The 26536-nt window shown below is 70.1% G+C and carries 25 protein-coding genes, 1 tRNA gene and 1 pseudogene; 7 read left to right on the top strand and 20 right to left on the bottom strand.

The annotated features are described in order from the left end of the window. Window positions 1-308: 308 nt before the first annotated feature. From AB0I53_RS26120 to AB0I53_RS26150, 7 genes are all read right to left on the bottom strand, one after another. On the bottom strand, window positions 309-776 hold the full coding sequence (locus AB0I53_RS26120; protein WP_358608064.1) for a hypothetical protein: 468 nt from the start codon (window positions 774-776) through the stop codon (window positions 309-311). 563 nt (window positions 777-1339) lie between these two features. Further along, on the bottom strand, window positions 1340-2932 hold the full coding sequence (locus AB0I53_RS26125; RefSeq protein ID WP_358608067.1) for an alpha/beta hydrolase: 1593 nt from the start codon (window positions 2930-2932) through the stop codon (window positions 1340-1342). Window positions 2933-3123: 191 nt separating this feature from the next. Then, complete coding sequence (locus tag AB0I53_RS26130) at window positions 3124-3906, bottom strand: putative hydro-lyase (RefSeq protein WP_358608069.1); 783 nt, start codon at window positions 3904-3906, stop codon at window positions 3124-3126. 189 nt (window positions 3907-4095) lie between these two features. Beyond that, window positions 4096-4977, bottom strand: a complete 882-nt coding sequence (locus AB0I53_RS26135; protein ID WP_358608071.1) for a biotin-dependent carboxyltransferase family protein — start codon at window positions 4975-4977, stop codon at window positions 4096-4098. After that, window positions 4974-5585: an allophanate hydrolase subunit 1 gene (locus AB0I53_RS26140; RefSeq protein ID WP_358608074.1), complete on the bottom strand. Its 612-nt coding sequence runs from the start codon at window positions 5583-5585 to the stop codon at window positions 4974-4976. Before AB0I53_RS26140 ends, AB0I53_RS26135 begins: the two co-directional genes overlap by 4 nt. Then, window positions 5585-6346 (bottom strand): 5-oxoprolinase subunit PxpA, encoded by a 762-nt coding sequence (locus AB0I53_RS26145; protein ID WP_358608076.1) that lies wholly within the window; start codon window positions 6344-6346, stop codon window positions 5585-5587. The genes AB0I53_RS26140 and AB0I53_RS26145 overlap by 1 nt, the downstream gene beginning before the upstream one ends. A 7-nt stretch (window positions 6347-6353) precedes the next feature. Then, window positions 6354-7574, bottom strand: a complete 1221-nt coding sequence (locus AB0I53_RS26150; RefSeq protein ID WP_358608079.1) for an NRAMP family divalent metal transporter — start codon at window positions 7572-7574, stop codon at window positions 6354-6356. A 178-nt stretch (window positions 7575-7752) separates the two neighbouring features. Here AB0I53_RS26150 and AB0I53_RS26155 point away from each other — a divergent pair, with 178 nt between their 5' ends. Beyond that, window positions 7753-8454: a GntR family transcriptional regulator gene (locus AB0I53_RS26155; protein WP_358608082.1), complete on the top strand. Its 702-nt coding sequence runs from the start codon at window positions 7753-7755 to the stop codon at window positions 8452-8454. 41 nt (window positions 8455-8495) lie between these two features. Continuing rightward, window positions 8496-9212, top strand: a complete 717-nt coding sequence (locus tag AB0I53_RS26160) for a maleylpyruvate isomerase family mycothiol-dependent enzyme (RefSeq protein ID WP_358608165.1) — start codon at window positions 8496-8498, stop codon at window positions 9210-9212. Window positions 9213-9411: 199 nt separating this feature from the next. On the opposite strand, the gene mshB is transcribed toward AB0I53_RS26160, so the two are convergent. After that, window positions 9412-10236 carry an N-acetyl-1-D-myo-inositol-2-amino-2-deoxy-alpha-D-glucopyranoside deacetylase gene (gene mshB / locus AB0I53_RS26165; RefSeq protein WP_358608168.1) on the bottom strand — a complete coding sequence of 275 codons (825 nt, stop codon included), beginning with the start codon at window positions 10234-10236 and terminating at the stop codon, window positions 9412-9414. A 161-nt stretch (window positions 10237-10397) separates the two neighbouring features. On the opposite strand from mshB, the gene AB0I53_RS26170 reads away from it, so the two are divergent. Further along, entirely contained in the window at window positions 10398-11330 is a 933-nt protein-coding gene (locus AB0I53_RS26170; protein WP_358608171.1) for an endonuclease/exonuclease/phosphatase family protein, read from the top strand. Between the two features lie 80 nt (window positions 11331-11410). Here the strand turns inward: AB0I53_RS26170 and AB0I53_RS26175 are convergent, their stop codons facing one another. The 3 genes from AB0I53_RS26175 to AB0I53_RS26185 form a co-directional block, all read right to left on the bottom strand. After that, entirely contained in the window at window positions 11411-12367 is a 957-nt protein-coding gene (locus tag AB0I53_RS26175) for a DUF3048 domain-containing protein (protein ID WP_358608085.1), read from the bottom strand. 83 nt (window positions 12368-12450) lie between these two features. Beyond that, the gene (locus tag AB0I53_RS26180) at window positions 12451-13020 is read right to left on the bottom strand and encodes an NAD(P)H-dependent oxidoreductase (protein ID WP_358608088.1); all 570 of its coding nucleotides are present in this window, start codon (window positions 13018-13020) and stop codon (window positions 12451-12453) included. A 64-nt stretch (window positions 13021-13084) separates the two neighbouring features. Further along, window positions 13085-13918, bottom strand: coding sequence for an arylamine N-acetyltransferase (locus tag AB0I53_RS26185; protein ID WP_358608091.1), 834 nt, complete (start codon window positions 13916-13918; stop codon window positions 13085-13087). Window positions 13919-14072: 154 nt separating this feature from the next. Here AB0I53_RS26185 and AB0I53_RS26190 point away from each other — a divergent pair, with 154 nt between their 5' ends. Further along, window positions 14073-15608: an altronate dehydratase family protein gene (locus AB0I53_RS26190; RefSeq protein WP_358608094.1), complete on the top strand. Its 1536-nt coding sequence runs from the start codon at window positions 14073-14075 to the stop codon at window positions 15606-15608. Window positions 15609-15703: 95 nt separating this feature from the next. Beyond that, complete coding sequence (locus AB0I53_RS26195) at window positions 15704-16462, top strand: hypothetical protein (protein ID WP_358608097.1); 759 nt, start codon at window positions 15704-15706, stop codon at window positions 16460-16462. Window positions 16463-16471: 9 nt separating this feature from the next. On the opposite strand, the gene AB0I53_RS26200 is transcribed toward AB0I53_RS26195, so the two are convergent. Both AB0I53_RS26200 and AB0I53_RS26205 read right to left on the bottom strand, forming a co-directional pair. Continuing rightward, the gene (locus AB0I53_RS26200; RefSeq protein WP_358608100.1) at window positions 16472-16810 is read right to left on the bottom strand and encodes a hypothetical protein; all 339 of its coding nucleotides are present in this window, start codon (window positions 16808-16810) and stop codon (window positions 16472-16474) included. Window positions 16811-17174: 364 nt separating this feature from the next. Further along, complete coding sequence (locus AB0I53_RS26205) at window positions 17175-17624, bottom strand: Lrp/AsnC family transcriptional regulator (protein ID WP_358608103.1); 450 nt, start codon at window positions 17622-17624, stop codon at window positions 17175-17177. Between the two features lie 156 nt (window positions 17625-17780). On the opposite strand from AB0I53_RS26205, the pseudogene AB0I53_RS26210 reads away from it, so the two are divergent. Then, window positions 17781-21221 (top strand): annotated as a pseudogene (locus tag AB0I53_RS26210) (indolepyruvate ferredoxin oxidoreductase family protein); the annotation flags it as partial. Between the two features lie 176 nt (window positions 21222-21397). Here AB0I53_RS26210 and AB0I53_RS26215 read toward each other — a convergent pair. Next, window positions 21398-21856, bottom strand: a complete 459-nt coding sequence (locus tag AB0I53_RS26215; RefSeq protein ID WP_358608105.1) for a GreA/GreB family elongation factor — start codon at window positions 21854-21856, stop codon at window positions 21398-21400. 146 nt (window positions 21857-22002) lie between these two features. After that, window positions 22003-22731 carry a Clp protease N-terminal domain-containing protein gene (locus AB0I53_RS26220; RefSeq protein WP_358608107.1) on the bottom strand — a complete coding sequence of 243 codons (729 nt, stop codon included), beginning with the start codon at window positions 22729-22731 and terminating at the stop codon, window positions 22003-22005. A gap of 637 nt (window positions 22732-23368) precedes the next feature. Here AB0I53_RS26220 and AB0I53_RS26225 point away from each other — a divergent pair. Next, window positions 23369-23572: a cold-shock protein gene (locus tag AB0I53_RS26225; RefSeq protein WP_358608110.1), complete on the top strand. Its 204-nt coding sequence runs from the start codon at window positions 23369-23371 to the stop codon at window positions 23570-23572. A gap of 109 nt (window positions 23573-23681) precedes the next feature. On the opposite strand, the gene AB0I53_RS26230 is transcribed toward AB0I53_RS26225, so the two are convergent. The 5 genes from AB0I53_RS26230 to AB0I53_RS26250 form a co-directional block, all read right to left on the bottom strand. Next, the gene (locus tag AB0I53_RS26230; protein ID WP_358608113.1) at window positions 23682-24548 is read right to left on the bottom strand and encodes a cytochrome P450; all 867 of its coding nucleotides are present in this window, start codon (window positions 24546-24548) and stop codon (window positions 23682-23684) included. A gap of 155 nt (window positions 24549-24703) precedes the next feature. Beyond that, complete coding sequence (locus tag AB0I53_RS26235) at window positions 24704-25033, bottom strand: multidrug efflux SMR transporter (RefSeq protein ID WP_358608116.1); 330 nt, start codon at window positions 25031-25033, stop codon at window positions 24704-24706. Between the two features lie 2 nt (window positions 25034-25035). Further along, on the bottom strand, window positions 25036-25425 hold the full coding sequence (locus AB0I53_RS26240; protein ID WP_358608119.1) for an SMR family transporter: 390 nt from the start codon (window positions 25423-25425) through the stop codon (window positions 25036-25038). Then, window positions 25422-25985 (bottom strand): TetR/AcrR family transcriptional regulator, encoded by a 564-nt coding sequence (locus tag AB0I53_RS26245; RefSeq protein WP_358608122.1) that lies wholly within the window; start codon window positions 25983-25985, stop codon window positions 25422-25424. Before AB0I53_RS26245 ends, AB0I53_RS26240 begins: the two co-directional genes overlap by 4 nt. 380 nt (window positions 25986-26365) lie before the next feature. Further along, window positions 26366-26437 (bottom strand) — tRNA-Val (locus AB0I53_RS26250). Between the last annotated feature and the right edge of the window lie 99 nt (window positions 26438-26536).

Genomic DNA, 26536 nt, shown 5'->3' on the forward strand with positions numbered 1-26536 from the left:
ACAGCGTGCGTCGGGCCCCACCGAGGCGGTGTCTTCGTTCTGCCTCCCGGAAATCCGCCTCCCGGAGAACGGCGAATCGATCACCGCCAAGCGCCGAACAGGACCGCTCCAACGCGTCGCCCACGAAATTGCGGGCCGCCTCCGCCACAAGCCTCGAATCCCACCTCCCCTCTCGTCGAAATCACGATTCCCAGTCACATCCGGTCCGAATACCGCCTCCGATTCACCGGACGAATTCTTCGCCACCCGGCAAACCCAGATTCCGCACCGGATTCATCGAGCCCGGCTCTCGTTACCGCGCGCCGAACTCAAGCCGCGGCGAGCACCCGGCCCGGCACGTCCGGATCGCAACCCACCCGGGGCAGCTGCGCGCGAACGGCGCCGCGGGTGCGGCCGAACTCCTCGCCCAGCTCCCCGATCAACCGGCTCACGGTTTCGCCCACCGAGCTCAGCCACCGCTCCCGGAGCCGCTCGCCGTCAGCCTCGGTCCACGGTCGACCGGCGTTGGGCGGCCGTGGTCGGCTCCGCCCCCGCCCTGCCGCCCACGGCGCGTGCAGCGCTGCCAGCCCGTCCAAGGTCTGGGCCAGGAACGCGTTCGCGTCGCCGAGCCCGTCGATGGCGATCAGCAGGTTTCCCTCGGCCACGACGCGGCCGTCGGCGTCCGCGCCGGTGAACTCCACCGCGACGGTGGCCGGCTGATCGTCGCTCGCAGGCTCGCCCTTGGCAGTGACTCCGTAGATGTGTTGTCCGACTCGTACTTCGTTGCGGAAATCCATGTCTCGAAGCTAAGGGCCCCGGCGGACGACCCCCGGGAGTCAAGCATCGAATCTGCGCGTGTCGGGACGACATCTCGATCGAGTGAGGGGTGACTCACACCGGGGACCGGAACACCGCCGCGGGTCCGGCCGTTTAACAGTTCGGTCGGTGCGCCCGTGTCCCCCGGGCCTCAATCACCGCCTTCGCGGAATACCGCTCGGCTGGAGCCGCGTCGCGCAATCGCCGCAGAGGCGACCGGCGCATCGGCCACCCAAACGAAACAGACCCCCACCCTTCTCCTCGGGCGGGGGTCTTTTTCGTGTCCTAGGACCTTTTCTCCGCGTTCGAAACGGCCACCGCGACAGCCAAGACCACTCGTCCCGTGCCGCCGCAAGCGGCGAAGCCGCTTAGCCCACCCTCGCAACCGGCACCGCCGCGGGTTCTCAGGCGTCTTCTCGCGAGGACAGTCCCGACGCGTCGTATTGGACATACGTGTGTCGGGGATACCACAGCGAGAAGGCGACGGTGATTCCCGCAGGGGGCCGCCACCCGCACCGCGAAGCGAAACGAGTGGATGCAGTTACTAGGCGAAGGGTTGCTTGTCCGGTTGGCAGACCTGGCCTGGTTCTGGGACTTTCAGGTCCGTCAGGTAGTCCGCGGCGATCCGGTCGGTGCACGAGCTGTTGCCGAGGATGCAGTGGCCGAACGAGTCGACGCTCACCAGGCGGGCGTTGCCCAGTTCCTGCTCCATGCGGCGGGAGAACTCGTACTGGGTGGCCGGGTCGTAGAAGTTCCCGAACAGCAGCACTGGATTCGCCGCCTGGTGCTGCCACGGGCCGCGGTGCACGTCCGGGTCGAAATCCGGCCAGTTCGAGCACGCGGCCACGTCGCTGAACGCCTGCGTGCGGCCGAAGGTCGGCGACTCCGCCTCCCACTGCGCTGCGATGCCCGGCACCTGCTCGGGCTTCTTGGGAATCGGCTTGTCCGCGCAGTTCACCCCGTAGTAGGTGTCGTCCACGTAGCTGCTCTCCGCGGCGTCGGCCGGGGCGTCAAGGCGACCGAGCGAGGTCGGCTTGCCAAGCAGGCCAAGTAGTTCCGGGACCAGCCCCGGCTTCGGGTGCAGCTGCCGGTGCAGCGACTGGAGGTCGGTGGCGAGCTGCCGGAACTGGTCCGGGGCGTACAGCGCGCTGCTGACGCTGTCGGTGAACTGGTCGAGCGTGATCTCCGAGCCGTCCGGCATGGTGATCGGTTCCTGCCGCAGGTGATCGCGGATCTCGTCGAACTTCGCCCGCGGATCGCCCTCGCCGAACGCGCACCGCTGCGCCTTCTCACCGCAGAGCTTCAGGAACGAGTCCAGCGCCAGCTCGAAGCCCTGCGCCCGCTCCCGGTCGTACTGGACGCCGTCGGCGGTCCGCAGCTGCGGATCAACGTTGCCGTCCAGGATGATCGCGCGGCTGCGCTCCGGGAACATGTTCACGTAGGTCGCGCCCAGCAGCGTGCCGTAGGAGAAACCGACGTAGTTGAGCTGTTCGTCGCCCACGCCTTGGCGCATCAGGTCGAGGTCCCGCGCGACGTCCTTCGTGGACATGTGGCGCAGCAGCTCGCCGGCGTGGTCGTCGCAGGCCTCGCCGTAGTCCCGGAACGCGGCCATCGTGGTGCCGATCTGCTTGTCGGTGACCGGCACTGACGAGATCCGGCCCAGCACCTTCTCGGCCTGCTCCTCGGACTTGAAGCAGCGCAGCCGGGTGCTGCGATCCACCCCGCGCGGGTCGAAACCGATGATGTCGAAGCGGTTCAGCACCTGCGGCTCGAACTTCTTCACCGCGGTCACCGGCCGGTTGAACCCGGCGCCGCCGGGCCCGCCCGGGTTCAGGAACAGCGAGCCGATCTTCGCGTCCGGGTCGGCCGCCGCGCGACGCATCATCGCCAGTTCGACGGTGCCCTTGCGCGGGTCGTCGTGATCGACCGGCACCGGGTAGCTCGCGCAGCGGTAGAGATACCGCTCGGTGATCGGCACCCCGTCCAGCGCGTCGCTGTCGCACTCGCCCCAGGAAACCGGTGCGGCGCCGGAAGGCTGTGCCACCGCCGGTGATCCCGCCACCACCGCCGTGCCCGCGACCAGCGCACTCGCCGCGATGGCCAACGCTCGGCCTAATCGGCCGGAAAGCGCCCCCACCCGAACCTCCTTGTGTCGTCTGAAAACTCCGGCTTGGAGTCAACAGTCCGAAAAGGAGGGCGGACACCGCAGAATGCACGAACCTCCAGGGCAGGAGGTGTGCTTTTCGGACTAAGGGACCGCACGCAAGGGATGTCCCGGATGGCGATTTCGCGCGAAATCGCCGCTTCGCCCGGTCCGCGAGGCGTCGGTCACGGGACCAGGAAACGGCTGTCCCGGGCGTCGGTGATCGCCATGTAGCCGGGCGCGTGGCCGATGGCGAACGGCGGCCTGGACCGCATCACCGCCGCCTGCGGCGTCACCCCGCAGGCCCAGAACACCGGGATCTCACCGGGCCGGATCTCCACCGCGTCGCCGAAGTCGGGCCGGTCGATGTCGTTGATTCCCAACGCTTCCGGCGCGCCGATGTGCACCGGGGCACCGTGCACCGCCGGGTAGCGGGAGGTCACGCGGACCGCGGTGGACACCAGTTCCGCCGGCACCGGCCGCATCGACACCACCAGCGGCCCGGCCAGCCGGCCCGCCGGGCGGCATTCCCGGTTCGTCCGGTACATCGGGACGTTGCTGCCCGCCTCGATGTGGCGCACCGGGACCTCGGCCTCCAGCAACGCCGCCTCGAAGGTGAAGCTGCAGCCGATCAGGAACGACACCAGGTCGTCCCGCCACAGGTCGGCGACCTCGACGCGCTCCTCCGCCAGCTCGCCGTCCCGGTAGACGGTGTACGCGGGCAGGTCGGTGCGCAGGTCGCCGGCGAAGATCGACATGCTGGTCTCGCCCGGCTCGGTCACGTCGAGCACCGGGCACGAGCGCGGATTGCGCTGCGCGAACAGCAGGAAGTCGTAGGCGTACTCGCGGGGCAGCGAGATGAGGTTCGCCTGCGTCCAACCCGCGCTGTAACCCGAGGTGGGCACGCGCAGCCCGGCGCGGAACTCCGCGCGGGCCTGCTCCGGCGACATCGCCTGCGGCTGCGTCATCGAATTCTCCCTACTTGAGCCGTTGAACTCCGCCAGTTCTTCGTTTTTGAAGCGCCGAAGGCGCTTAGCCCACCTCGCAACCGGCACCGCCGCGGGCTCTCAGACGTCGTCTGCCGAGGACAGCCCCAGCACCGCGCAATTGGGAGGCGGCGGCCGTAACTCCCGCAGGGATGGCCGCCACCCGCACCGCTACGGAAGACGAGTTTGGAAACCGCTTTTCAAGCGGAAACGGATTCGCTGCCCGGGTCGCGCTTGGGCGGCCGCGTCCAGGTCGGCGGCGGCCACCACGGCGATCACCGGGTAGCCGCCGGTCACCGGGTGGTCGGCGAGGAACAGCGTGGGCCGCGCCGACGGCGGCACCTGCAGCGCGCCGACGACCATGCCCTCGCTGGGCAGCTCCTCGGTGCGGCTTCGTTCCAGCGCCGGGCCGTCCAGCCGCATGCCGATGCGGTTGCTTTCCGCCGTGACCTCGTACGGCCTGCTGACCAGGGTGGTCAGGGCGTCGTCGACGAACCAGTCGTGGCGCGGTCCTGGCTCCACGCGCAGCACGATCTCGTCGGCTGGGCAGGCCTCCACCGGCGCGACGTCCACCTGCGGGAACCGGTCGGGCGGCGGGCCGACCGGCAGCATCGCGCCGCTGGCCAACGGCTCCGGCCCCAGCCCGGCGAGCACATCGGTGGCGCGGGAGCCGAGCACCGGCGGGACGGCGATGCCGCCGCGCACCGCGAGGTAGCTGCGGAGCCCGCGACCGGGCACACCCATTCGCAGCTCGGCACCGGCCGGGATCCGCAGCACCGAGTTCACCGCCGCGACTCGACCGTCCACAGTGATCGGACAGGGCGCGCCGGTCACCGCGGCCGTGAGGTCGCGGGTCGCGCGGATCGCGAGCCCACCGAACGTGACCTCGATGGCCGCGGCGCCCTCGTCGTTGCCGACCAGCCGGTTGGCCAGCCGGAAGGAGCCGCCGTCGGCCGCGCCCGAACGGCCCACGCCGATGCCGGCCAGGCCGGGCCGCCCGAGGTCCTGAATCGTCGCGAGCGGGCCCGTGGCCAGGATTTCCAGGCAGCTCATGCGACCTCCTGGAAGCGCACCCGCACGCCGGGCCGCAGCAGCGCAGGCGGCTCACGGTCGACCCGCCAGATCTCCAGGTCGGTGCGCCCGATCAGCTGCCAGCCGCCGGGCGATTCGCGCGGGTAGATGCCGCTGAACGCGCCCGCGAGGCCGACCGAACCGGGCGGCACCTTGGTCCGCGACTCAGTGCGGCGCGGCACCACCAGTTCCGCCGGGCCGCCGGAGAGGTAGCCGAAACCGGGTGCGAACCCGCCGAAGGCGACCGTCCACTCCGCAGTCGTGTGCCGATGCACCACCTCGCGCTCGGTCAGGCCCGTCAGCTCCGCGACCTCCGCGAGATCGGCGCCGTCGTAGACCACCGGCACCTGCACCAGATCATCGCTGGCACGCGAGCCGTCGCGGGGCTCGACCGCGCGCACCGCCGCCTCGATCGCGCCGATGTTGGCGCGCTGCGGATCCAGGTGCAGCAGCAGCGTCCGAGCCGCCGGGACCAGGTCCGTGACGCCCTCCGGCGGGTTCTCGGCGAGTACGGCGAAAAGCGCCTGCACGGCTTCTAGATCGGCCAGCTCGATGAGCAGCCCCGAATCGGCGCACCGCAGGAAACGCATCACAGACCTCGCGAGGTGAACGGCTCCAACGTCACTCCCCCGGCCACCAGCCGGTCCCGCACCGCCTCGGCGATGGCCACCGCGCCCGGGCTGTCGCCGTGCACGCAGATCGAATCGGCGTCGATCTTGATGTCGGAGCCGTCGATGGCCTTGATCGGCTCGCCGACGGCCAACCGCACGCAGCGGTCCGCGATGACGTCCGGATCGTGCAGCACCGCGCCGGGTTCGCGGCGCGACACCAGGGTGCCCTCGGGCATGTAGGCGCGGTCGGCGAAGGCCTCGCGGAACACCTGCAGCCCGGCGCGCTCGGCCCGGGCCAGCCACTCGGAGCCGGGCAGCCCGAGCACCGCCAGCGACGGGTCGTAGGCGCGCACCGCCTCGACCAAAGCGGCCGCCTGGTCCGCGTGGTGCACGATCGCGTTGTAGAGCGCGCCGTGCGGCTTGACGTAGGCGACCTCGGTGCCCGCGACGCGGGCGAACCCGGCCAGCGCGCCGATCTGGTAGATCACGTCGTTGGCCAGCTCCACCGGCGGCACGTCGATGAACCGGCGGCCGAACCCGGCCAGGTCCCGGTAGCTGACCTGGGCGCCCACCGCGACGCCCAGCTTCGCGGCCTGCTCGACGGCCTGGCGGATCACCGTGGCGTCGCCGGCGTGGTAGCCGCAGGCGACGTTCGCGCTGGTGACGATCCGCAGCAGCGCTTCGTCGTCGCTGAGCTCCCAGCGGCCGAAGCCCTCCGCGAGGTCCGAGTTGAGGTCCATGCCCACCTCACTTCCACAGCGCGGCGATGCCGCCGAGCGCGTTGAATCCCAGGTACAAGGTCAGCAACCAGGCCACCACACCGACGACCAGCAGCCAGCGCGGGTACCGGTATCCGCCGAGCAGATCCCGCCGCTTGGCCGCCACGAACATCAGCACGCCGAAGCCGACCGGCAGGATCAGGCCGTTGAGCGCGCCGGCCAGCACCAGCAGCGTCGTGGGCGCCTGGTTCAACAGCAGGAACGCCACCGCCGACACCGCCACGAAGCCGACGACCAGCCAGTTGCGGGCGCGGGCCAGCTTCGACGAGAAGGTCACCAGGAACGACACCGAGGTGTAGGCGGCGCCGACGACCGAGGTGATGCTGGCGGCCCAGAGGATCATCCCGAACAGCCGCAGGCCGACCTCGCCTGCCGCGTGGTGGAAGGCCTCCGCGGTCGGGTTCGACGAGGCCAGCGTGACGCCGCCGGCCACCACGCCGAGCACCGCGAGGAACAGCACCAGCCGCATCACGCCGGTCACCAGCAGCGAGACGACGGAGCTGCGGCTGACGTCGACGATCCGCTCCGGGCCGGTCACCCCGGCGTCGACCAGGCGGTGCGCGCCGGCGTAGGTGATGTAGCCGCCGACGGTGCCGCCGATCAGGGTGGTGATGGACAGGAAGTCGACCTCCGACGGCCACACCGCCTGGGCCAGGGCCTGCCCGACGGGCGGGTGGGAGGAGAACGCGACGAACGCGGTCAGCAATATCATGACCACGCCGAGGACGACGACGATGCGGTCCATCGCCACCCCGGCCTTCTTGCTCAGGAAGATCCCGATGGCGATGACGGCCGAGATGGTGCCGCCGATCTTGGCGTCCAGGCCGAACAGCGCGTCGAGGCCGAGCGAGGTGCCGGCGATGTTGCCGACGTTGAACACCAGGCCGCCGAAGACCACCAGCGCGGCCATCACGTAGCCCAGGCCGGGCACCACGCGGTTGCCCAGGTCCTGCGCCCGCATGCCGGAGACGCCGATGACCCGCCACACGTTCAGCTGCACCGCGATGTCGACCAGGATCGACACCAGGATGGCGAAGGCGAAGGCCGCACCGAGCTGGATGGTGAACTGCGTCGTCTGGGTGATGAAGCCGGGGCCGATGGCGCTGGTGGCCATCAGGAAGACCGCACCCAGCAGGGTGCTGCGCTTCGCCGCCGACGACTTGCCGTCGGCCGTGGTCGTCTGAGCCATGGCACCTCCGATCAACTCAGAACACCGGCCGGTCGCCGGTGGCGGGGGTCTCGCGTTCGCGCCGCGGGAGCGGCGGTTCCGGCCAAGATAGTGAATTGTTGAACAATTCTGCAATACCTCTTTTGGAGCTGTCTCGTTACACTCAGATCAACTGCTGGGCGCGTCGTTGGGAGCTCGATTGACCACCGCGGACCCGTGGGCGGAACTGCTTACGGCCGACCGATCGCTGCTGGACCGCACCAGCACGGCCGAACGGGTCGCCGACGTGCTGCGGCAGCGCGTCATCGACGGCGCACTCGCCCCTGGCATCCGGCTGTCCGAGGAAACCGCAGGCAAGGCGCTGGCGGTGTCCCGCAACACGCTGCGCGAGGCGTTCCGGCTGCTGGTGCACGAGCGGCTGCTGGTGCACGAGTTCCACCGCGGCGTGTTCGTTCGAGTGCTCAGCGCCGACGACGTCATCGACCTGTACCGGATCCGCAGGCTGCTGGAGACCAGTGCGGTGCGCCGGGCAGGCACCGCCGCGCCGGAGCTGGTGGCGGCCGTGGATCGGGCGGTGACCGACGGCGAGCGGGCGGCCGAGGACGAGCGGTGGAGCGACGTCGGCACCGCGAACATGCGCTTCCACGAAGCGCTCGCGGCGCTGGCCGCCAGTCCGCGGGTGAACGAGACGATGCGGCAGTTGCTGGCCGAGCTGCGCCTGGCGTTCCACGTGATGTCCCGCCCGCAGGAGTTCCACCAGCCCTACCTGGCGCTCAACCGGGCGATCGCGGACCTGATCACCGGCGGCTCGATGGAAGCGGCGGCCGACCGGCTCGACGAGTACTTCGACGAGGCCGAAACCCAGCTCGTCGCGGCGTACAAGACCTACAACTCGCACTGACGGCGTCCCGAAGCGGGACGGGTCTAGGATCCTGGCGCGTGATGCCTCCGTTGCCTGCTGTCGCCCAGGGCCACCGGCGCCTCCTCGAGGTGCTCGCCACGTTGACCGATGATCAGGTCGCCGCGCCGTCGCTGCTCCCCGGGTGGAGCCGGGGCCACGTGCTGGCCCACCTGACCGACAACGCGCGAGCGTTCGCGCGGGTCTCCGAGCTCGCGTTGCGCGGCGAGCTGGTCGACGCCTACGAAGGCGGGCAGGCCGAGCGCGACGCGATCATCGAAGGGCTCGCCGGAAGCAGCGCCGACGAACACCGGTCCGCCATCGCCCGGCACTCCGCCGCGCTGGAAGCGGTGTGGTCGCAAGCCTCGGCCGACGACTGGGCGCGCCCGGTCCGGTTCCGCAACGGCGACCTGGGCGGGCTCGTGCACATGCGCTGGCGGGAGATCTGGATCCACCTGGTGGATCTCGACCTGGGCGTCGGCCCGCAGGAGTGGAGCGACGAATTCTCCTGCCACGCGGTCGATTTCCTGCTGCCCCGGCTACCGGGCGGCATCGCCATGCGGCAGACCGACGGCCCGCGCCGGTGGTCGACCGGCGACGCCGACGGGCGTCCCGAGATCAGCGGCCGGGCCCGCGACCTGGCGACCTGGCTCGCGGGCCGGACGCCGCAGCGCTCCCCGCTCGGCCCGCTCCCGGATCTCGGCCCCTGGCCGGCGCACCCGGCCCCGATCCCGGACGACGAACGCCGCACGACCCGGTAACCGCGCAGCGGCGAAAGGAATCGGGACCTTCCCCGCACCCTCGCAGAGCCTCGCCAGGCCGGGAATCTCCCGATTTTGCCTAAATCGGGAGATTCCCGGAACCAGCGCACGGACTTCCCGAAGGAACCGTCCGATTTTGCCTGAAATTGGGAACTTTCGGCGCTAGCCGCGGTTCCTGTTGCGGGCGCCGGTTTTTCGGTCAGGCCAGGCCCGCGAAGAGGTCGGATTCCCAGCCGTAGGTGCCGTTTCCGGGGCCGCGTTCGCCGCGGACCAGCAGGTAGTGCTCCATCGCGAACTCCGGGCGGGCCACCAGGCCGGCGAAGAACCCGCCGTCGTCCAGGTTGACCTGGCTGCGGTAGTGCCGCAGGGCGGCGGTCTTGGCCGTGTGGAAGGCCCGGCCGTCGATCATCGCCGTGAGCTCCTCGTCGGGCACCGTGTACGGCTCGAAGCCCTCGACGCCGGCCTCCTCGACCTGCTTGAGGATCGACCGCGGCAGCGTCGTCCAGTACACCTTCGACACCTGCCACGGCTCGCCGAGCTCCGGCGCGTAGTCCGGGTCGGCCGCCGGGTCGATGGAGGTCATCACCGAGCGGTGCGCGCCGATGTGGTCGGGGTGGCCGTAGCCGCCGAACTCGTCGTAGGTGATCACCACCTGGGGCCGCTCCGCGCGCAGGATCTCGACCATCGCGCGGGTGACCTCCGCGGGATCGGCCTGGGCGAAGGAGCCGTCCGCGTCGTTGCCGGACTCGCCCGCCATGCCGCTGTCCCGCCAGCGGCCCGGCCCGCCGAGCCAGTGGTGCCGGACGTCGCCGTATTCGGCCAGCGCCGCGCGGATCTCCCCGCGCCGGTGCTCGCCCAACGCGTCGGGATTGCCGCGCAGGTGCGCGAGATCGTCGACGATCACCTCGCCGAGCTCCCCGCTCGTGCAGGTCACCAACGAAACCGATGCGCCATCCGCGCAGTACCGCGCCATCGTGGCGCCGGTGGCGGTGGACTCGTCATCGGGGTGCGCGTGAACCAGCAGCAGGCGGCGATCGCTCATGAGCACGAGCCTAGCCACGGCCACCGACAACGGGCGGCGGTCGCCGATCAGGTCACACCGGCAACCTGCCGCGGAATTCCGGCAATGTTCGCCTTCCGGTCAACCATTTCCGGGTCGTGGGCGGCGAGGATCGCGGTCAGACGATCGAGGAGGCAGCAGTGTCAGGTGTTACCCGAAGGGGAGTTCTCGGCATGGCCGGAGTCGCGGCGGTCGCCGGCGTGCTCGGCACCGGCGGTCAGGCGGTCGCTCAGCCGGGCGGCAAGGCGCTGATCGGGCCCGCGCGCGGCGATCGGCTGCACGTGATGACCTTCAACATCCGCCTCGACACCAAGGCCGCGCCGCCGAACCCCGACGCCTGGACCACCCGCCGCCCGATCCTCGCCGAGCTGCTCAACACCGAGCAGCCCACCCTGCTCGGCGTGCAGGAAGCGCTGTACAGCCAGGTGAAGGAGGTGCGGTCGGACCTCCCGCAGCACTACGACTGGATCGGGCTGGGCCGGGAAGGCGGCGGCCGCGGCGAGTTCATGTCGATCTACTTCGACACCCGCCGGGTCGAGCCGCTGGACTACGACCACTTCTGGCTCTCCGACACGCCGAACGTGATCGGCTCCAAGAGCTGGGGCAACAACGTGATCCGGATGGTCACCTGGGTGCGCTTCCTGGATCGCCGGACCGGCCGCGAATTCGTCCACGTCAACACGCACTTCGACCACCAGTCGGAGGAATCCCGCCGCCGCAGCGCGCAACTGGTGCGCGACCGGATCGCCGGTTTCGACGCCGCGCTGCCGGTGGTGCTCACCGGCGACTTCAACACGCCGGCCGAAACGTCGGAATCCTTCCGGATCCTGACCGGCGGCGGGCTGGCCGACAGCTGGGCGACGGCCGCCGAGCGGCTCACCCCGGCGTGGGGCACCTTCGGCGGATACAAGGAACCGGTCGAGGGCAAGGAGCGGATCGACTGGCTGCTGCACAACGACCGCTTCCGGGCGCTGCGGGTCGCGATCAACACCTACCGCCGCGACGGCTACTTCCCGTCCGACCACCTGCCGGTCCACGCACTGCTCGAATTCGCCTGATCCGCAGGGAAATCCGCGCCGATCCGGGGCCGTGAGTCTTATGGGTTGCCATAGCAGCCCAAAAGACTCACGGCCCCGGCCTAGACCGGGACCAGGGCGATCCAGATCTGGCCGGGCGCGAACGGGATCGGCTCGCCTGCCGGTGTGGTGTAGGCGGTGCCGGCCTCCGGGATCGGCCGGGACCAGCGGGCCTCGAACGACAGGCCGTCGCGGAGCACGAGCGCGCGCCCTTCACCGACGGTTTCCGCGAACGGCGACACGTTCCCCACCACGTCGCGGAACGGCGAGGACGACACCGGGACCTCCTGCAGCACCACCGTGCTCGCGCCGAGCCGGCCGCTGTCGGTCGCCGAGTACGGGCGGCCGTCCATCGACACCAGCCATCGCCGATCACCCGGCGACCAGGTGAAACTCACGCGCGCGGCGCGGTAGGCGACCTCCTCCCGGTCGGCCGGCACGCCGCCGGGAGGGGCCGCGCCGAACAGCAGCTGGGCGTTCGGCGCCCAACCCGCGCCCGCCGGCAGCCGGGACGGGCGCACGAAGAGGTTGTGCGGAGCCTGACCTGGCCCCCGGAAGTAGGCGCCGGGCGCGCTTGCCTGCGAGGCGTCGTTCAGCGGCGCCCGCCCGATCTCCGGCAGGAGTTCCGGTGCCGCACCGGAAAACGCCAGCGTCGGATGCCCGAACTGCGGCAGCAGGCGCAGGTCGGTCTGCCGGGCGCTGCGCACCGGGCCCACCACCGCCGGCCGGTTCGACGCGAAAACCGCTATCAGCCTGCTGATTCCCGCCTCGACAGGTTCGACGAAGACGACGTCGGCCGCGCCGATCCCGGTCGGCGGGCGGGCCGGCGGCGAGTTGTCCACCTTGACCGCGAGCACCGGCGGCCCGACCGGCGGCGGAGGTGGCGGCTCGGGCGGCGGTGGTGGCGGGGGCGGCTCGGCGATCGGCACCGACAGCGTTCCGGTTGGTTGCAGGCCCAACCCGCCGAGCACGACGACCACGATGGTGACCAGGGTGCCGAACACGCGCAACCACCACATCGCCCCTCCACGACGGCAGTCGTCCGCTGCCAGGTAGCTTCGCGCGCCCCGGCAGCCACGACAAGGGGCCGTCTGGCCGAGATTCAGCGGTACGGACGCCGGGCCCGGGCCTCCTTCGCCGCGCGCGCCCACCAAACGACCTGGTCCAGCATCGACTTGGCGGCGCCCGCCGGGCCGGTGTCGTCCTTGGGGTTGCCGGACTCGTCGAAGCAGTCGTAGACGCCGTGGAAGCTCACGGTCTCGCGCACCGTCACCGCGTGCAGCTCGGCGAAGACCTGGCGGAGCTGCTCGACCGCCCGCAGGCCACCGGAAATCCCGCCGTAGGAGACGAATCCGACCGGCTTGGCCTGCCACTCCTCGTTGGCGGTGTCGATGGCGTACTTCAGCGATGCCGGGTAGCCGTGGTTGTACTCCGGGGTGACCACCACGAACGCGTCCACGGCGGCCAGCCGGTCGGTGTAGGCCGTCAGCTGCGGGGTGTAGCTGGCCGGGTGCACCGCGGGGAGGGTGAGCTCGGCCAGGTCGATGACGTCGACGTCCAGTTCCGGGTGCTGCCTCGCCAGGCCGGCGAACCAACCGGCCACCGTCCCGGCGAAGCGGCCCTCCCTGGTGCTGCCGACGATGATGCCCAGTCGCAACAGGTCTTCGGACATTGTCGTTCTCCCTTCAGGATGACTGGCTTGCCAGGCCATCCTGAAACTTCGACATTACTCGAAGTCAAATCGAGCTATCCACAGTGGACCCGTGCTGCGCCCGGAGCGCGTCGAACTCGGCGTCGCTGAGCACCACGTCGAGGTCGCGCAGGACGGATTCCAGCTGGTCGGCGGAGATCTTGGTGACCTCGACATCACCGCCGGGGCGCTCCACCGTGAGCTCGTCGCCGACCAGGCGGCGACTTAGCCCCTGATCCAGCCGCATGACGACCGGCTTGCGGCTGAACGGCGACCTGGGATGCGTCGAGATGAAGTGGTGCGCCACCTCGTAGTCGGCCATGTGCTGCGGCGTCTCGTCGGAGGAGTGCAGCGCCTCCCAGCCTTCCGCGGTCTCGATCTCCAGCGTCCACAGCGCGCCTTCCCGGACCAGGCGGTGCTTCCAGCCGGCCTGGTCGAACAACGCCCCGTCCTGGAACTGCATCGGCGAGAACAGATTCGCGCCGAAGCCCACGTCGGCCAGGTAGTCGACGCCGTCGACGCGAACCCGGAGCATCGCGTGGGTCCGGAAACCGAACTGCCGCGGCCGGGTCCGCGCCATCCGGCGCTGCACGTCGAATCCCAGGTTCTCCAGCACCGCCGCGAACAGCAGCGCGTGCTCGTAGCAGTAGCCGCCGCGGCCGCGCCGGACGAGCTTGTCGTTGATGTCGGCCAACGCGACCCCGGGATGCTGCCTGAGGATCACGTCGATGTTCTCGAACGGGATGGCGCGCACGTGCGCCTCGTGCAGCGACCGCAGCGCCGCCGCCGACGGCTCGACCCGCGGGTGACCGATCCGCGCCAGGTAGCCGTCGACGTCAACTGCCTCGATCTGCCACTCGCCTTTCGCGTTTTCGCTCATGCCCACAGCCTGGCAATTCGACCTCACTGGAGGTCAAGGCGCAGATCCGGGATTTCCGGCGCACCGGCGGCGGACGCCCGTGCCGTTGACACCGAACACGAGCCGCAAATACGGTATATCAACCGGTGTTCGAAATACCAGACATGGAGCGGGCATGCCGAACATTCCGACCCTCATCCACCTGCGCGACGAGGACGACGTCGCCATCGCCGGCGCCGACCTGGGCGCGGGCGCCGAAACAAGGGTCGGCGGCGGCGCGGTCGTGCTGCGCGCGGACGTGCCGCGCGGGCACAAGGTGGCGGTGCACGACATCGCGGCGGGCAGCGCGGTGCGCCGGTACGGGCAGGTGATCGGCTTCGCGGGCCGGGACATCGCCGCCGGTGAGCACATCCACCTGCACAACCTCGAATACCGCGAGTTCGAGCGGGCCTACGAGTTCGCCGTGGACGCCCAGCCCGAAGCGCTCCTGCCCGCGGACCAGCGCGCCACCTTCCAGGGCTACGTCCGCTCCGACGGCAAGGTCGGCACCCGCAACTACCTCGGCGTGCTCACCAGCGTCAACTGCTCGGCGACCGCGGCGAAGCTCATCGCCCAGCAGATGCGGTTCTCCGGCGTGCTGGACGACTTCCCGAACGTCGACGGCGTCGTCGCGCTCACCCACGGCACCGGCTGCGGCATGGCCCCCGACGGCGAGGGCATCGACGTGCTGCGCCGCGTCATGCGCGGCTACCTCACGCACCCGAACTTCGCCGGATTCCTCGTCCTCGGCCTCGGCTGCGAGGACAACCAGATCGTCAAGCTCACCGAGGACGTCGAGCTGCGCAGCGAGCTGCCGGTGGTCACCGCCACCATCCAGGAACTCGGCGGCACCACCAAGACCGTCCGCGCGGGCGTCGGCCGGCTCACCGAACTGCTGCCCGAGGTCGACAAGGTCGAGCGCACCACGGTTCCGGCCAGCGAACTCATCCTCGGCACCAACTGCGGCGGCTCGGACTCCTACTCCGGCATCACCGCCAACCCCGCGCTCGGCGCCGCCGTCGACCGGCTCGTCGCGCACGGCGGCACCGGCATCGTCGGCGAAACACCCGAGATCTACGGCACCGAGCACATGCTCGCCCGCCGCGCCGCCAGCCGCGAGGTCGGCGAGAAGCTCCTGGACAAGATCGCCTGGTGGCGGGACTACACCGCCAAGAACGGCGGTTCGATGGACAACAACCCCTCGCCCGGCAACAAGGCGGGCGGCCTGACGACCATCCTGGAGAAGTCGCTGGGCGCGGTCGCGAAGGGCGGCACCACGACGCTGCGCGACGTCGTCGACTACGCCGCGCCCGTCACCAACCGCGGCTTCGTGTTCATGGACACGCCCGGCTACGACCCGGTGTCGGTGACCGGAATCGTGGCGGGCGGCGCCAACGTCGTCTGCTTCACCACCGGCCGCGGATCGGCGTTCGGCTGCTCGCCCGTCCCGAGCCTCAAGCTCGCCACCAACACCCCGCTCTACGACCACATGAGCGAGGACATGGACATCAACGCGGGCAGCATCATCGACGGCGAGACCACCGTCGAGGCGCTCGGCGAGCAGATCTTCGACCACGTCCTGCGCGTCGCCTCCGGCGAGCACACCAAGAGCGAAGACCTCGGCTACGGCGAGGAGGAGTTCGTCCCCTGGCACATCGGCACCGTCATGTGACCCGCGGGGCACAACGCGGAACCGCCTGATCAGCGGTATTTCGTCGCACTGTTGGGCCTTACTCGGCACGGCGCGCGACGGCTAGTTTCGAATACATGAGCGAATTACCGCAGGCGGGCGGTCGTGAGAACGAGTACTGGTTCGACAGCGACTACGCCCAGCTGATCGACGCGTTGCGGCAAGGGGACGACCTGGCGGACATCGCCGCGGAGTTGCAGCGCAGCGTGCGCGCCGTCGAGGGCCGGCTCCGGTACTTGATCCCCGGCGATGCCGTGCGGGGCGCGCGGGCGCGGGAAGACTGGCTGCGCGCGAAACTCGCCGAAGATCCCGACTACGACTGGCGAGCCGTCGCGCTGCGGAACTACGCCGCCGAGGAACGACGGTACTGGGCCGCGACCGACGAGCGCGAGCTCATCGCGGGCTGGCGGCGGCGAACGTTCCTGCCCGCGCTCGCGGAGCAGCTGCGCGCCTCGGACTTCCAGGTGGCGCGGCAGCTCTGCCGCCTCGGCCTGGCTGCGTCGGTGACGGATGTCGTCGAGCACCTCGGCGCCGCGCCCGGCAGCACCACCGAGATCCGCGCCCGGATGAACGCCGACCGGGCCGCCGCGGCGGTGTGGGTGCTCGTCGTGGACGGCGAAGGCACGCGGATTCCGCTGTTCAACGGGCAACGGCGGCACATCTCGCTGCACGCCAGCTTCGACGACGCGCAGCGACGCCTGGATCAGCTGCTCCGCCAGGCCGGCCGCCACAACCGCGAGGAACTCCGCTGGAGCCTCGCCGAGCGCACCATCGGCGAGGACGCCCACGGGGCCACCCACCACGACCTGACCCGGCCGCCGGCCATCGCCAGCTGACGGAGCGGTTCAGGCGAGCAGGTGGCGGCACTCGTCCGGTTCGCCGAGCGGGCCGGGCCAGTCGAGGGAGTGCCAGAAGCCCAGCGCCTCGGTGCTGCGTTCGATCGGCGCGGTGCTCCACCGGTAGTCCGGCCAGGTGCGCCGCAGGAGATCGATCGCGAGCGTCGCCAGGCCCCGCCGCCGGCAGCGCCGGTCGATGCGGATGTGCTCCACGACCGCGACCCGGCAGCCGTGGCAGATCCGCAGCTCCAGGTCGCCGACGACGAGCCCGTCCAGCCGGATCTCGATGCCCGGCGGACCGGTGGGCAGCAGCGCCGGCACGGCGGCCAGCTCAAGATCCCCGACCATGTGATCAGGATGTGCGGTCGACGCCCGTTTGTCTCGCCGAATCCGCGATTCCAACGGAAGTCGGCGACCCGAAGCCGTGCCACCTGGTCACGTGGTCCGTGAGTACTTTGTGTCGCTATGGCAACCCGGTTTTGGATGTGGTGGGCGCGGGGTTTTTGTCTTTGAAGCGGCGCAGCCGCTTAGCCCACCTACGCAACTCGCACCGCCGCGGGTTCTCAGGCGTCTTCTCGCGAGGACAGCCCCGACGTGGTGTATTGGGCATACATGATGTCGGGGATCCCACAGCGAGAAGGCGACGGTAAATCCCGCAGGGGGGCCGCTACCCGCACCCGCCACCCAAAACGAGTTTGGAAATAGGTTCCGATCAGCGGCGACCGCGTTGCCAGGAGTCCAGCGCGATCAGGGTCTTGGTGCTGGTGACCCGGTGGCTCCGGCGGATCTCGTCGATGGTGCGCTGCAGGTGCGCCATGTCCCGGACCCGCAGCCACACCAGCGCATCCGGGTCGCCCGCGATCGTGAACACCGCCTGCGCCTCGGGCATCCGGGTCGTCGTCTGGATGATCTCGTCCACGCCGCTGGTGCCCAGGAACCGCAGCTCGATGAACGCCTCGACGGCCCAGCCGAGCTTCGCGTGATCCACCTGCACGGTGTACCCGCGGATCACCCCGGCCTCCTCCATCCGGTCGATCCGCCGCTTCACGGCGGCCGTCGAAAGCGTCACCCGGCCGGCGATGTCCGACAACGTCCGCCGCGCGTCCTCGTGCAGCAGAGCGAGGATTTCGTGATCTGTCGCGTCGAGCGTCGGGTCGGCCATGGATCGCGATGTTACGCAAAATTCGGGCGTCTGACGCCGTCTGCACCACCGAAGTTTGCGTGCTTCTCGCAGTTTCGGGTCTCGGTGTTGTGCGCCACACAGGCCATCCGCTGAAGTGGCGGCGATCACGATCCGCGTGCCCGACCGAGGGAGTTCGAAATGGCCGCCTTCACCCTGGACGACCGCTACCTCCAGGAGTCGGGCACCGTCTACGTGACCGGAGTGCAGGCCCTGGTGCGGTTGCTGTTCGACCGGATCCGGCACGACCGCCGCCACGAGCTGCGCACCGCGGCATTCGTCTCCGGCTACGAGGGTTCGCCGCTGGCCGGGTTCGACCTGGAGTTGGCCCGCCGCGCGAAGCTGCTCGCCGAGCACGACGTGGTCCACCAGCCGGGCCTGAACGAGGAGCTGGCCGCGACGTCGGTGCTGGGCAGCCAGCTCACCGAAGGGCTCGGCACGCAGCGCCCGGACGGCGTGGTCGGCGTCTGGTACGGCAAGGCGCCGGGCCTGGATCGGGCCAGCGATGCGCTGCGCCACGCCAACCTCGCGGGCACGAATCCACGCGGCGGCGCGGTCGCGTTGATCGGCGATGACCCGAACGCGAAGTCCTCGACGGTTCCGGCGGCCTCGGAGGCGGCGCTCGCGGACCTGGCGATGCCGGTGCTCTACCCGGCGGACTCGCAGGACCTGCTCGATTTCGGGCTGCACGCGGTGGAACTGTCGCGGGCCAGCGGGTTGTGGACGTCGATCAAGGTGGTCGCCAACGTCGCGGATGCGGCCGGCACGGCGGTCGTGACGCCGGACTGGGCCGCGCCCGAGATCCCGGCCGAGCTCAAGCCGTACTCGCACCGCCCCAGCGCCCGCCTGCTCGGCGCCGAGCTCGCCGGGTTGGAGCACAGCCTGCACAACCGGCGCCTGCCGCTGGCCGTGGAGTACCTCCGGCGCAGCGGCGTCAACCGGGTGGTGCGCTCGGGCCCGGCGGACCGGATCGGCATCGTGGCGGCCGGTAAGTCCTATTTGGACATCCGGCAGGCGCTGCGCGCGCTCGGCCTCGGTGACGCGGAGCTGGCCCGCTACGGGATCAGGCTGCTCAAGCTCGGCGCGATCTACCCGCTCGACCCGCACCAGATCCGTGACTTCGCGACCGGGCTGACCGAGATCGTCGTGGTCGAGGAGAAGCGCTCGTTCCTCGAAACGGCGATCAAGGAGATCCTCTACGGCCACCCCGACGCCCCGGCCGTCCACGGCAAGAAAGGCCCGGACGGCGGCACGCTGTTCACCGAGCTCGGCGAGCTCGACCCGGACCGCATCGCCAAGGGCCTGGCCGGGCGGCTGACCGTGCACGGCGAGGTCGAGCCGGTCAACGCCTGGCGGCAGCGCCGCCGCCGCGAGCGCATCGCCGTCCCGCTGCTGGCGCGCACGCCGTACTTCTGCTCGGGCTGCCCGCACAACTCGTCGACGAAGGTGCCGGACGGGACGGTGGTGGGTGCCGGGATCGGCTGCCACACGATGGCGCTGTTCATGGACGCCGACCAGGTCGGCGACGTCGTCGGCATCACGCAGATGGGCGGCGAGGGCGCCCAGTGGATCGGCATGGCCCCGTTCGTCGGCACCGAGCACTTCGTGCAGAACATCGGCGACGGCACCTTCACCCACTCCGGCAGCCTCGCCGTGCGGGCGGCGGTCGCCGCCGGGGTCAACATCACCTACAAGCTGCTGCACAACTCGGCCGTGGCGATGACCGGCGGCCAGGACGCGGTCGGCGCTCTGCCGCTGGCGCGGCTGGCCGAGGTGCTGCTGCTGGAGGGCGTCGCCAAGGTGATCATCACCAGCGACGTGCCGAAGCGGCTGACCGGCAAGCTGCCCCGCGGCGTCGAGGTCCGGCACCGCGACGATCTGCTGCACGCGCAAGAAGAACTGGCCGCCGTGCCCGGCGTGACGGTGCTGATCCACGACCAGGAGTGCGCGGCCGAGAAGCGCCGCAAGCGCCGCCGGGGCAAGCAGCCGACGCCGCCGGAGAAGGTGCTGATCAACGAGCGGGTCTGCGAGGGCTGCGGGGATTGCGGCGCGAAGTCCAACTGCCTGTCCGTGCAGCCGGTGTCGACCGAATTCGGCCGCAAGACCCAGATCCACCAGTCCTCCTGCAACGTCGACTACTCCTGCCTGGCCGGCGACTGCCCGTCGTTCCTGTCCGTGGTGCCCAGCGGCCGCACGGTGCGCCGCGAGATCAGCGAGGTCAGCGCCGACGAGCTGCCCGAGCCCGGGCGCGGAACCGGTGACTTCACCGTCCGCATCACCGGCATCGGCGGCACCGGTGTCGTCACGGTCACGCAGATCCTCGCCACGGCGGCGGTGATCGACGGCCGTCAGGTCCGCACGCTCGACCAGATCGGCCTCGCGCAGAAGGGCGGCGCGGTGGTATCCGACCTCAAGATCACCGCGGAACCCGTTGCGCAGGCGCCGAAACTGGCAGCCGGCGAATGCGACCTGTACCTGGGTTGCGATCTGCTGGTGGCGGCCGACCCGGTGCACCTCGCCGCGGCCGACGCCGACCGGACGACGGCGGTGGTGTCCACCACCGAGGTCCCGACCGGCCGGATGGTCGTGGACACCGCCGTCTCGTTCCCGGTGCAGTCCGGCATCCGCGCCACCCTCGACGACGCCACCGCGCGGGCGTTCTACCTGGATGCGCGCGGCCTCGCCGAGCAGCTGTTCGACGACGACCAGTTCGCCAACATCCTGCAGCTCGGCGCGGCGTACCAGGCCGGTTCGCTGCAGCTGTCGGCCGAGAGCATCGAGCGCGCGATCGAGCTCAACGGAACGGCGGTGGCGGCCAACATCCAGGCGTTCCGCCGTGGCCGCCAGGCGATCGCGGCCCCGGAGGCGCTGCAGGCCGAGATCACCCCGCCACCGCCGGCGCCGCGCGAGCCCAGCGCGGCGGCGCGGCGAGTACGGGCGCTGGTCAGGGCCGCAGAGGGCTCGGAACTGGCGCGGCTGCTGGACATCCGGATTCCCGACCTCGTCGACTACCACGACGAGAACTACGCGCGGGCCTACGCGGAGTTCGTCGAGAACGTGCGCGGCCACGGTGAGGACGCGGTGACCGAGGCGGTGGCCCGCAACCTCTACAAGCTGATGGCCTACAAGGACGAGTACGAGGTCGCCCGGCTCTCGCTCGACGAGCGGCTGCTGGCCGACATCGAAGCCCAGTTCGGCGCGGGCTCCCGGTTCGCGTTCCGGCTGCACCCGCCGGTGCTCCGCGCGCTCGGCATGAAGCGGAAGATCAGCCTAGGCCCCTGGTTCGGCAACGTGCTGCGGGTGCTGCGCGCGGCGCGGAAGATCCGCGGCACCCGCCTGGACCCGTTCGGCTACGCCAAGGTCCGCCGCGTCGAGCGGGAACTGGTCGACGAGTACCGGACGACGATCGCCAAGGCCCTGGCGACGCCGGAGCACCCGGCGGTCCTGGAGCTGGCCGAACTGCCGGACGTCGTCCGCGGCTACGAGGAGATCAAGCTGGCGAACGTCGCGACCTACCGCCGGCGCCAAGCCGAACTGCTCAAGTCGCTGGAATCCACCGAGGTGGTCGCCGCGTCGTGAGCGGTCGAAGGGTGTCTCCCGCCGAGCGGGAGACACCCTTCACAAGCTCAGCGCAGCACCGTGGCGTGCCCGGCAGCGCTGCCGGGCTCGTCGGGCAGCACAGCAGCCGGCGATCGGTGAGCAGCGGCGCGCGCTGATGCGCAGCGGCGAATTTGATTATCCATTGTGGAGCGAGCTCAGCCCGGCGGCCGGATGCTGAGGACCTCGACGCGCGTTTTGCCTTCCGGCGTCGGAAAGCTGACCGTCTCCCCTGGGTGGCTACCGGCCAACGCCAGGCCCAGCGGGCTGTCGGAGGTCAACGTCGTGTCCTCCTCGCCCTCGGCGATCTCCTCCGGGATCGCCACGACCTGGAAGTCCTGCGCCGTGCCGTCGGGCAGCCGCAAGGTCACCTCGGTGCCGGCCGCCAAGCCCTGAACCTCGGGCGGCCCGCCGGCAAGGATTCCCTCCAACTCGGTGATGCGATCGTCGATCGCGACGACCTCGTCGCCGCCCTGCAACTCCTGCGCGGCGTCGCCCCGGTCGCCGGATTCGTCGCTCTGCCTCAGCTCGTCGACCAGCTGCTGCCGCCGCGCGCGCAACGTGCGGATCTCCTCGGCCAACCGAGCCCGACCCACCGCGGATTCCTCGCCACCCATGATCGATCCCTTCACCGGCACCCGACTGCCATCATCAGCGGTTGCCCGGCGTCGGGCGAGGCGAAACCGGCGGGCGCGCAGCTCCCGCGAACGACGCGAAGCCCGTTGGCCTCCCCGCAGGCCAACGGGCTTCGCCGCCAGGTGGCTCACTCCTCGCGCGCGGCCATGATCGCGTCGAGCGCAGCGGTGATGTTGGCTTCGGCGGCGGCTTTCTCGACGCCAAGCCCGGAGAGCACGCCGGTGCCGTCTTCGTTCTCCAGCAGCGCGAGCAGGATGTGCTCGGTGCCGACGTAGTTGTGCCCCAGCCGCAACGCCTCCCGGAAGGTCAGCTCGAGCGCCTTCTTCGCCGAGGCGTCGAACGGGATGAGCTGCGGCACCTCGTCGACGGCAGGCGGCAGCGCCTCGGCCACGGACTCCCGGACGGCGTCCGGCGACACGCCCTGAGCGGCGATCGCCTTCGCGCCGAGCCCCTCCGGCTCGCCCAGCAGCCCCAGCACCAGGTGCTCGGGCCGTATCTCGGCACTGCCCGAGGTGCGCGCCTCGGCCTGCGACAGCACCACGACATTCCGCGCCCGGTCGGTGAACCGGGCGAATCCCTGGCTCGGGTCGAGGCCGCCGGAGTCGGCCTTCGGCACGAACCGCTTCTGGGCGGCCTGCTTCGAGACGCCCATGCTCTTCCCGATCTCGGTCCAGGAAGCGCCGGACCGCCGGGCCTGGTCGACGAAGTGACCGATCAGATGATCGGCGACCTCTCCGAGGTGCTCGCCGGCGATGACGGCATCGGAGAGCTGGTCGAGAGCGTCGGTGCGCCCCTTCTTGATGCCCTGGATCAACTGGTCGAGCGAAACGTGGTTGGAAATCTGCACCTTGTCCATGCGTCAACCATAGGTTGACGATCTGGTCGCGTCAACCACGAGTTGACGATGATCCGCCGACACCGGGAAGCCGACGCCGCAGAGCACGAGCGAACGCCAAAGCCGCGGCATCGACGGGCTCCACCTGAGCGGCCGACCGGAGCCAAGCGGCAAGAGGCCCGGCCAGAGCAGGCGAAAGAGCGGCGATCCACCGAGCACTCCCGGCCCGCGCCTCGGCCACGTGCTCCGTCAAGCCATCACCGAGATCGGCGACGACCTCGGGCCGGGTGGCGAGCAAGCCCCCAACTCGCCAGTCACCACCAGTCGAAACGCCGGCAAGCCGCTCAAGCGCCTCGGCCACCCCAAGCAGCTCATCCCGTCCAATCACATCCACGCCCACATCATCCAGCCACCCGCCGATCAGCCGTTGGCGAAATCTCCACCAGACCGGTTGGTCGTTGCGTGCCCGACGACGTCCGGAGGTGCTAGGCTGACTGCGGTCGTATTGAATTCTGAGTTCGTGTTTTCGCACGCTCGCAGGACGAGTTGCGGGCGAGCTTCTCCCTTTGGTTCAGCTGAAGTGGTAGCCGTCTGAAACTACGGCCCGGGTTGCCGCAAAGGTGGCAGCCCGCCTTCAGTTCCACCAGAGGAGACAGCAGTGGCACAGGGAACCGTCAAGTGGTTCAACGCCGAAAAGGGCTTCGGCTTCATCGCCCCCAACGACGGCGGCGCGGACGTGTTCGTCCACTACTCGGCGATCGACTCGTCCGGCTTCCGTAGCCTGGAGGAGAACCAGCAGGTCAGCTACGAGGTCACGCAGGGCCCGAAGGGCCCGCAGGCCAGCAGCGTTCGCCCGCTCTGAGCGATCGCGCACGAGCACTAGCGGCTCAATAACGCAAAGCGGCTCCTCCCAGCCTTGGGAGGAGCCGTTTTGACGTTCATCACCCGGAGCCCGGACCGCGACTCACGGGTCAGCCGAGCCGCACCGGCAGCTCGCCGAGACCGCGCAACGCCATCAACCGCCGGTGCGGCGCATCGCCGTCCCTGACCAGCCCGGGCAGGCGCCGAGCGACCGCCTCGAAGAACACCTCGCCCTCCAGCCGGGCGAGCGGCGCACCGAGGCAGTAGTGCGGCCCCGAACCGAACGCGAGGTGATCGGCGCTCGGCGACCTGGTGATGTCGAACCGATCCGGATCCGGGAACACCGCGGGATCCCGGCCGGTCGCACCGGTCAGCACGTAAACCGGCTCGGCCTCGGCAATCCGGCGTCCCGCGAGGTGAACGTCCTCACGGGCGTAGCGGAGGGTGGCCTGCACCGGCGGGTCGTAGCGAAGCGTCTCCTCCACCACCCCGTGCGCGAGTTCCGGCTTCTCCCCCAGCAACGCCCACTGCTCGGGACGGTCGAGCAGCGCGAGCATCCCGTTCCCGATCAGGTTGACCGTGGTCTCGAAACCGGCGATGAGCAGGATGCGGCTCAGAGCCAGTGCCTCGCGCGGGGAGATCCGATCGGCGTCGAGGCCGGCGGCCAGTCCGCTCAGCACGTCCTCACCGGGATCGGCGGCGCGCCGCGTGATCAGCTCTGCGAACAACTCCTCGAGCGCCCGGGGCGCGGGGCCGAGCTTGCGAGCGGTCTCCCACGTTTCGACACCGTCCAGCGAGCTCGCGACGATCCTGCCGAATTCCCGGAACGGCTCCGAAGCCTGCTCGGGGATCCCGAGCAGCTTGGAGATCACCTCGATCGGCAACGGCGCGGCCACCTCGGACATCAGGTCGAATCGGCCCATGCCCGCCGCCCGGTTCGTGATCTGCTCGATTCCCGTCCGGTAGACCGCCATCATCTTCGGACTGAACGCGGGCGCGGCGAGACGGCGAATCCGCCCGTGGTCTTCCGAGGTAGAGGAACCCGCGAGGAGAGGGTTCGGTGAATCCGGCCTTGGGGAATCGGGGATCCTCGGTGACTGTCGACATGGGATTCCTCCTCGTGCCAAGGGGATCAGTGCGCCGCCTGCGCACCGAGTTCGACTACCAGCACTCCGCCGATGATGAGCGCGACACCGGCCGACATGATCCACGTCAGCGGGTCGCGGAAGATGACACGGCCGAGGATCGCGGTGAGCGCGACACCGCTCGCGGCCCAGATCCCGTAGGCGACTCCGACCGGCATGCCTTGCCCCAGCACGACGCCGAGCAGCGAGAACGCACCGACGTAACCCAGCACGACCGGCAGGATCCAGGCCTTCTTGGTGAAACCTTCCGAGACCTTCATCGACAGGGTCGCGGCGGTCTCCAGCCCGATGGCTCCGACGAGCAGCAGCCACGTCATGGTCACTCACCTCCCGGGGTGCTCAGCGCGGCTCGCGGCTCGCCCGTCCGGTGCCGCTCGCGCTCGGCCCGCTGCGAACCCAGCTCGACCAGCAGAACCCCGCCGATGATCAGCAGGATGCCCAGCCCGATCACCCAGGTCAGCGGGTCGCCGAAGATGATGGCTCCGAAGACCGCCGTAAGCGCCACACCGGAGGCGGCCCAGATCCCGTAAACCACTCCGACCGCCATGCCGGTGGCCAGCACCTTCGCCACGAGGTAGAAGGCGCCGACGTATCCGATCACCACGGGCAGCAGCCACCACGGGTGCGCGAACCCCTCCATCGCCCTCAGCGACAACGTGCCGACGACTTCCAGCGCGATCGCGACGCCGAGGAGCAGCCACTTGTTCATTCCTCCTGCTCCATCCCGGTGGCCAGCCGCTCGATCCTGGCGACGACCGCCGCTCGCATGGCCTGGTCGTAGCCGGAGGTCCCACTCGCGTCGGCCATCCACAACCCGTCCGCGGCCAGCCTGGCCACGGCCATGTCGACAGACCGGGAGTCCGGAGCGGATTGCGCTAGCGGAGCGGGTTCTTCCAGCCACCGGCGCAGCAGCGCACGCCACGGCGCGAGCCAGGACTCCTCGTGCATGGAGTCGACGAAGATCGCCAGATCCGCCTTGCCGCCGGCCACGTCGGCGGCGACGCGGCAGTAGGCACGGACCCGCTCGGCGGCGGTCGCCTCATCGAAGGGCTTGCCCAGCTCGGCCAGCATCGCCTCCTCCCAGTTCGCGGTGATGTACTCGGCCACGGCCACCCGCAGCTGTTCCTTGCCAGCGAAGTGGTACATCAGGCCGGGCTTGCTCAACCCCGCCTCCTGAGCGGCGGCGTCCAAGGTCAGGCCGCCGATCCCGCTGTGCTCGGCGACCCGCCGCGCGGCCTCGAGGATCGTCGTCTTCGAACTCGGTCTCATGCAAGTAACTTTACCATCCAGTTGGTAAAGTTACGATCCCGCGCCGCTGCCACCTCCAGACAGATGCTTCCGCCAGCGAGACGGTGGTCGTGGAGCGGCAGGCAGCGGCGATGGCGCGATTGCACCGCGGGGAGGCCGCGCGGATGAATGCGCGCGGGTTCGCGACCTACTTGGAATGCGTCAGATCGCTGACACGACCGTCCCCATCGAAATCGGGACAGAGCCGGATTCTCCGTGGATCAGGCATCGTCGAACTAAACGAGACGGGACGGCGAACTGGAAAACCGCAATGGTCTGCCGTCGCCGGAAAAACACGAGCGCCGCACGTGGCAGAACGCCAACACCGCGACGCCGACGACATGGATCCAATGTCCGGTGGGTGGGCGCAGTAGGGTTCGAACCTACGACCCCTTGCTTGTAAGGCAAGTGCTCTTCCGCTGAGCTATGCGCCCTGTTGGTGGCCTTCCGGGTTCATCCGATCGGATCACACCTCGGATACCCTACCGGTGTTTTGCGCCGTGCTCGGCACCCGGTCGGCCACCACTCCGCTC

The organism is Saccharopolyspora sp. NPDC050389, from assembly GCF_040655595.1.
Classification (GTDB): Bacteria; Actinomycetota; Actinomycetes; order Mycobacteriales; family Pseudonocardiaceae; genus Saccharopolyspora.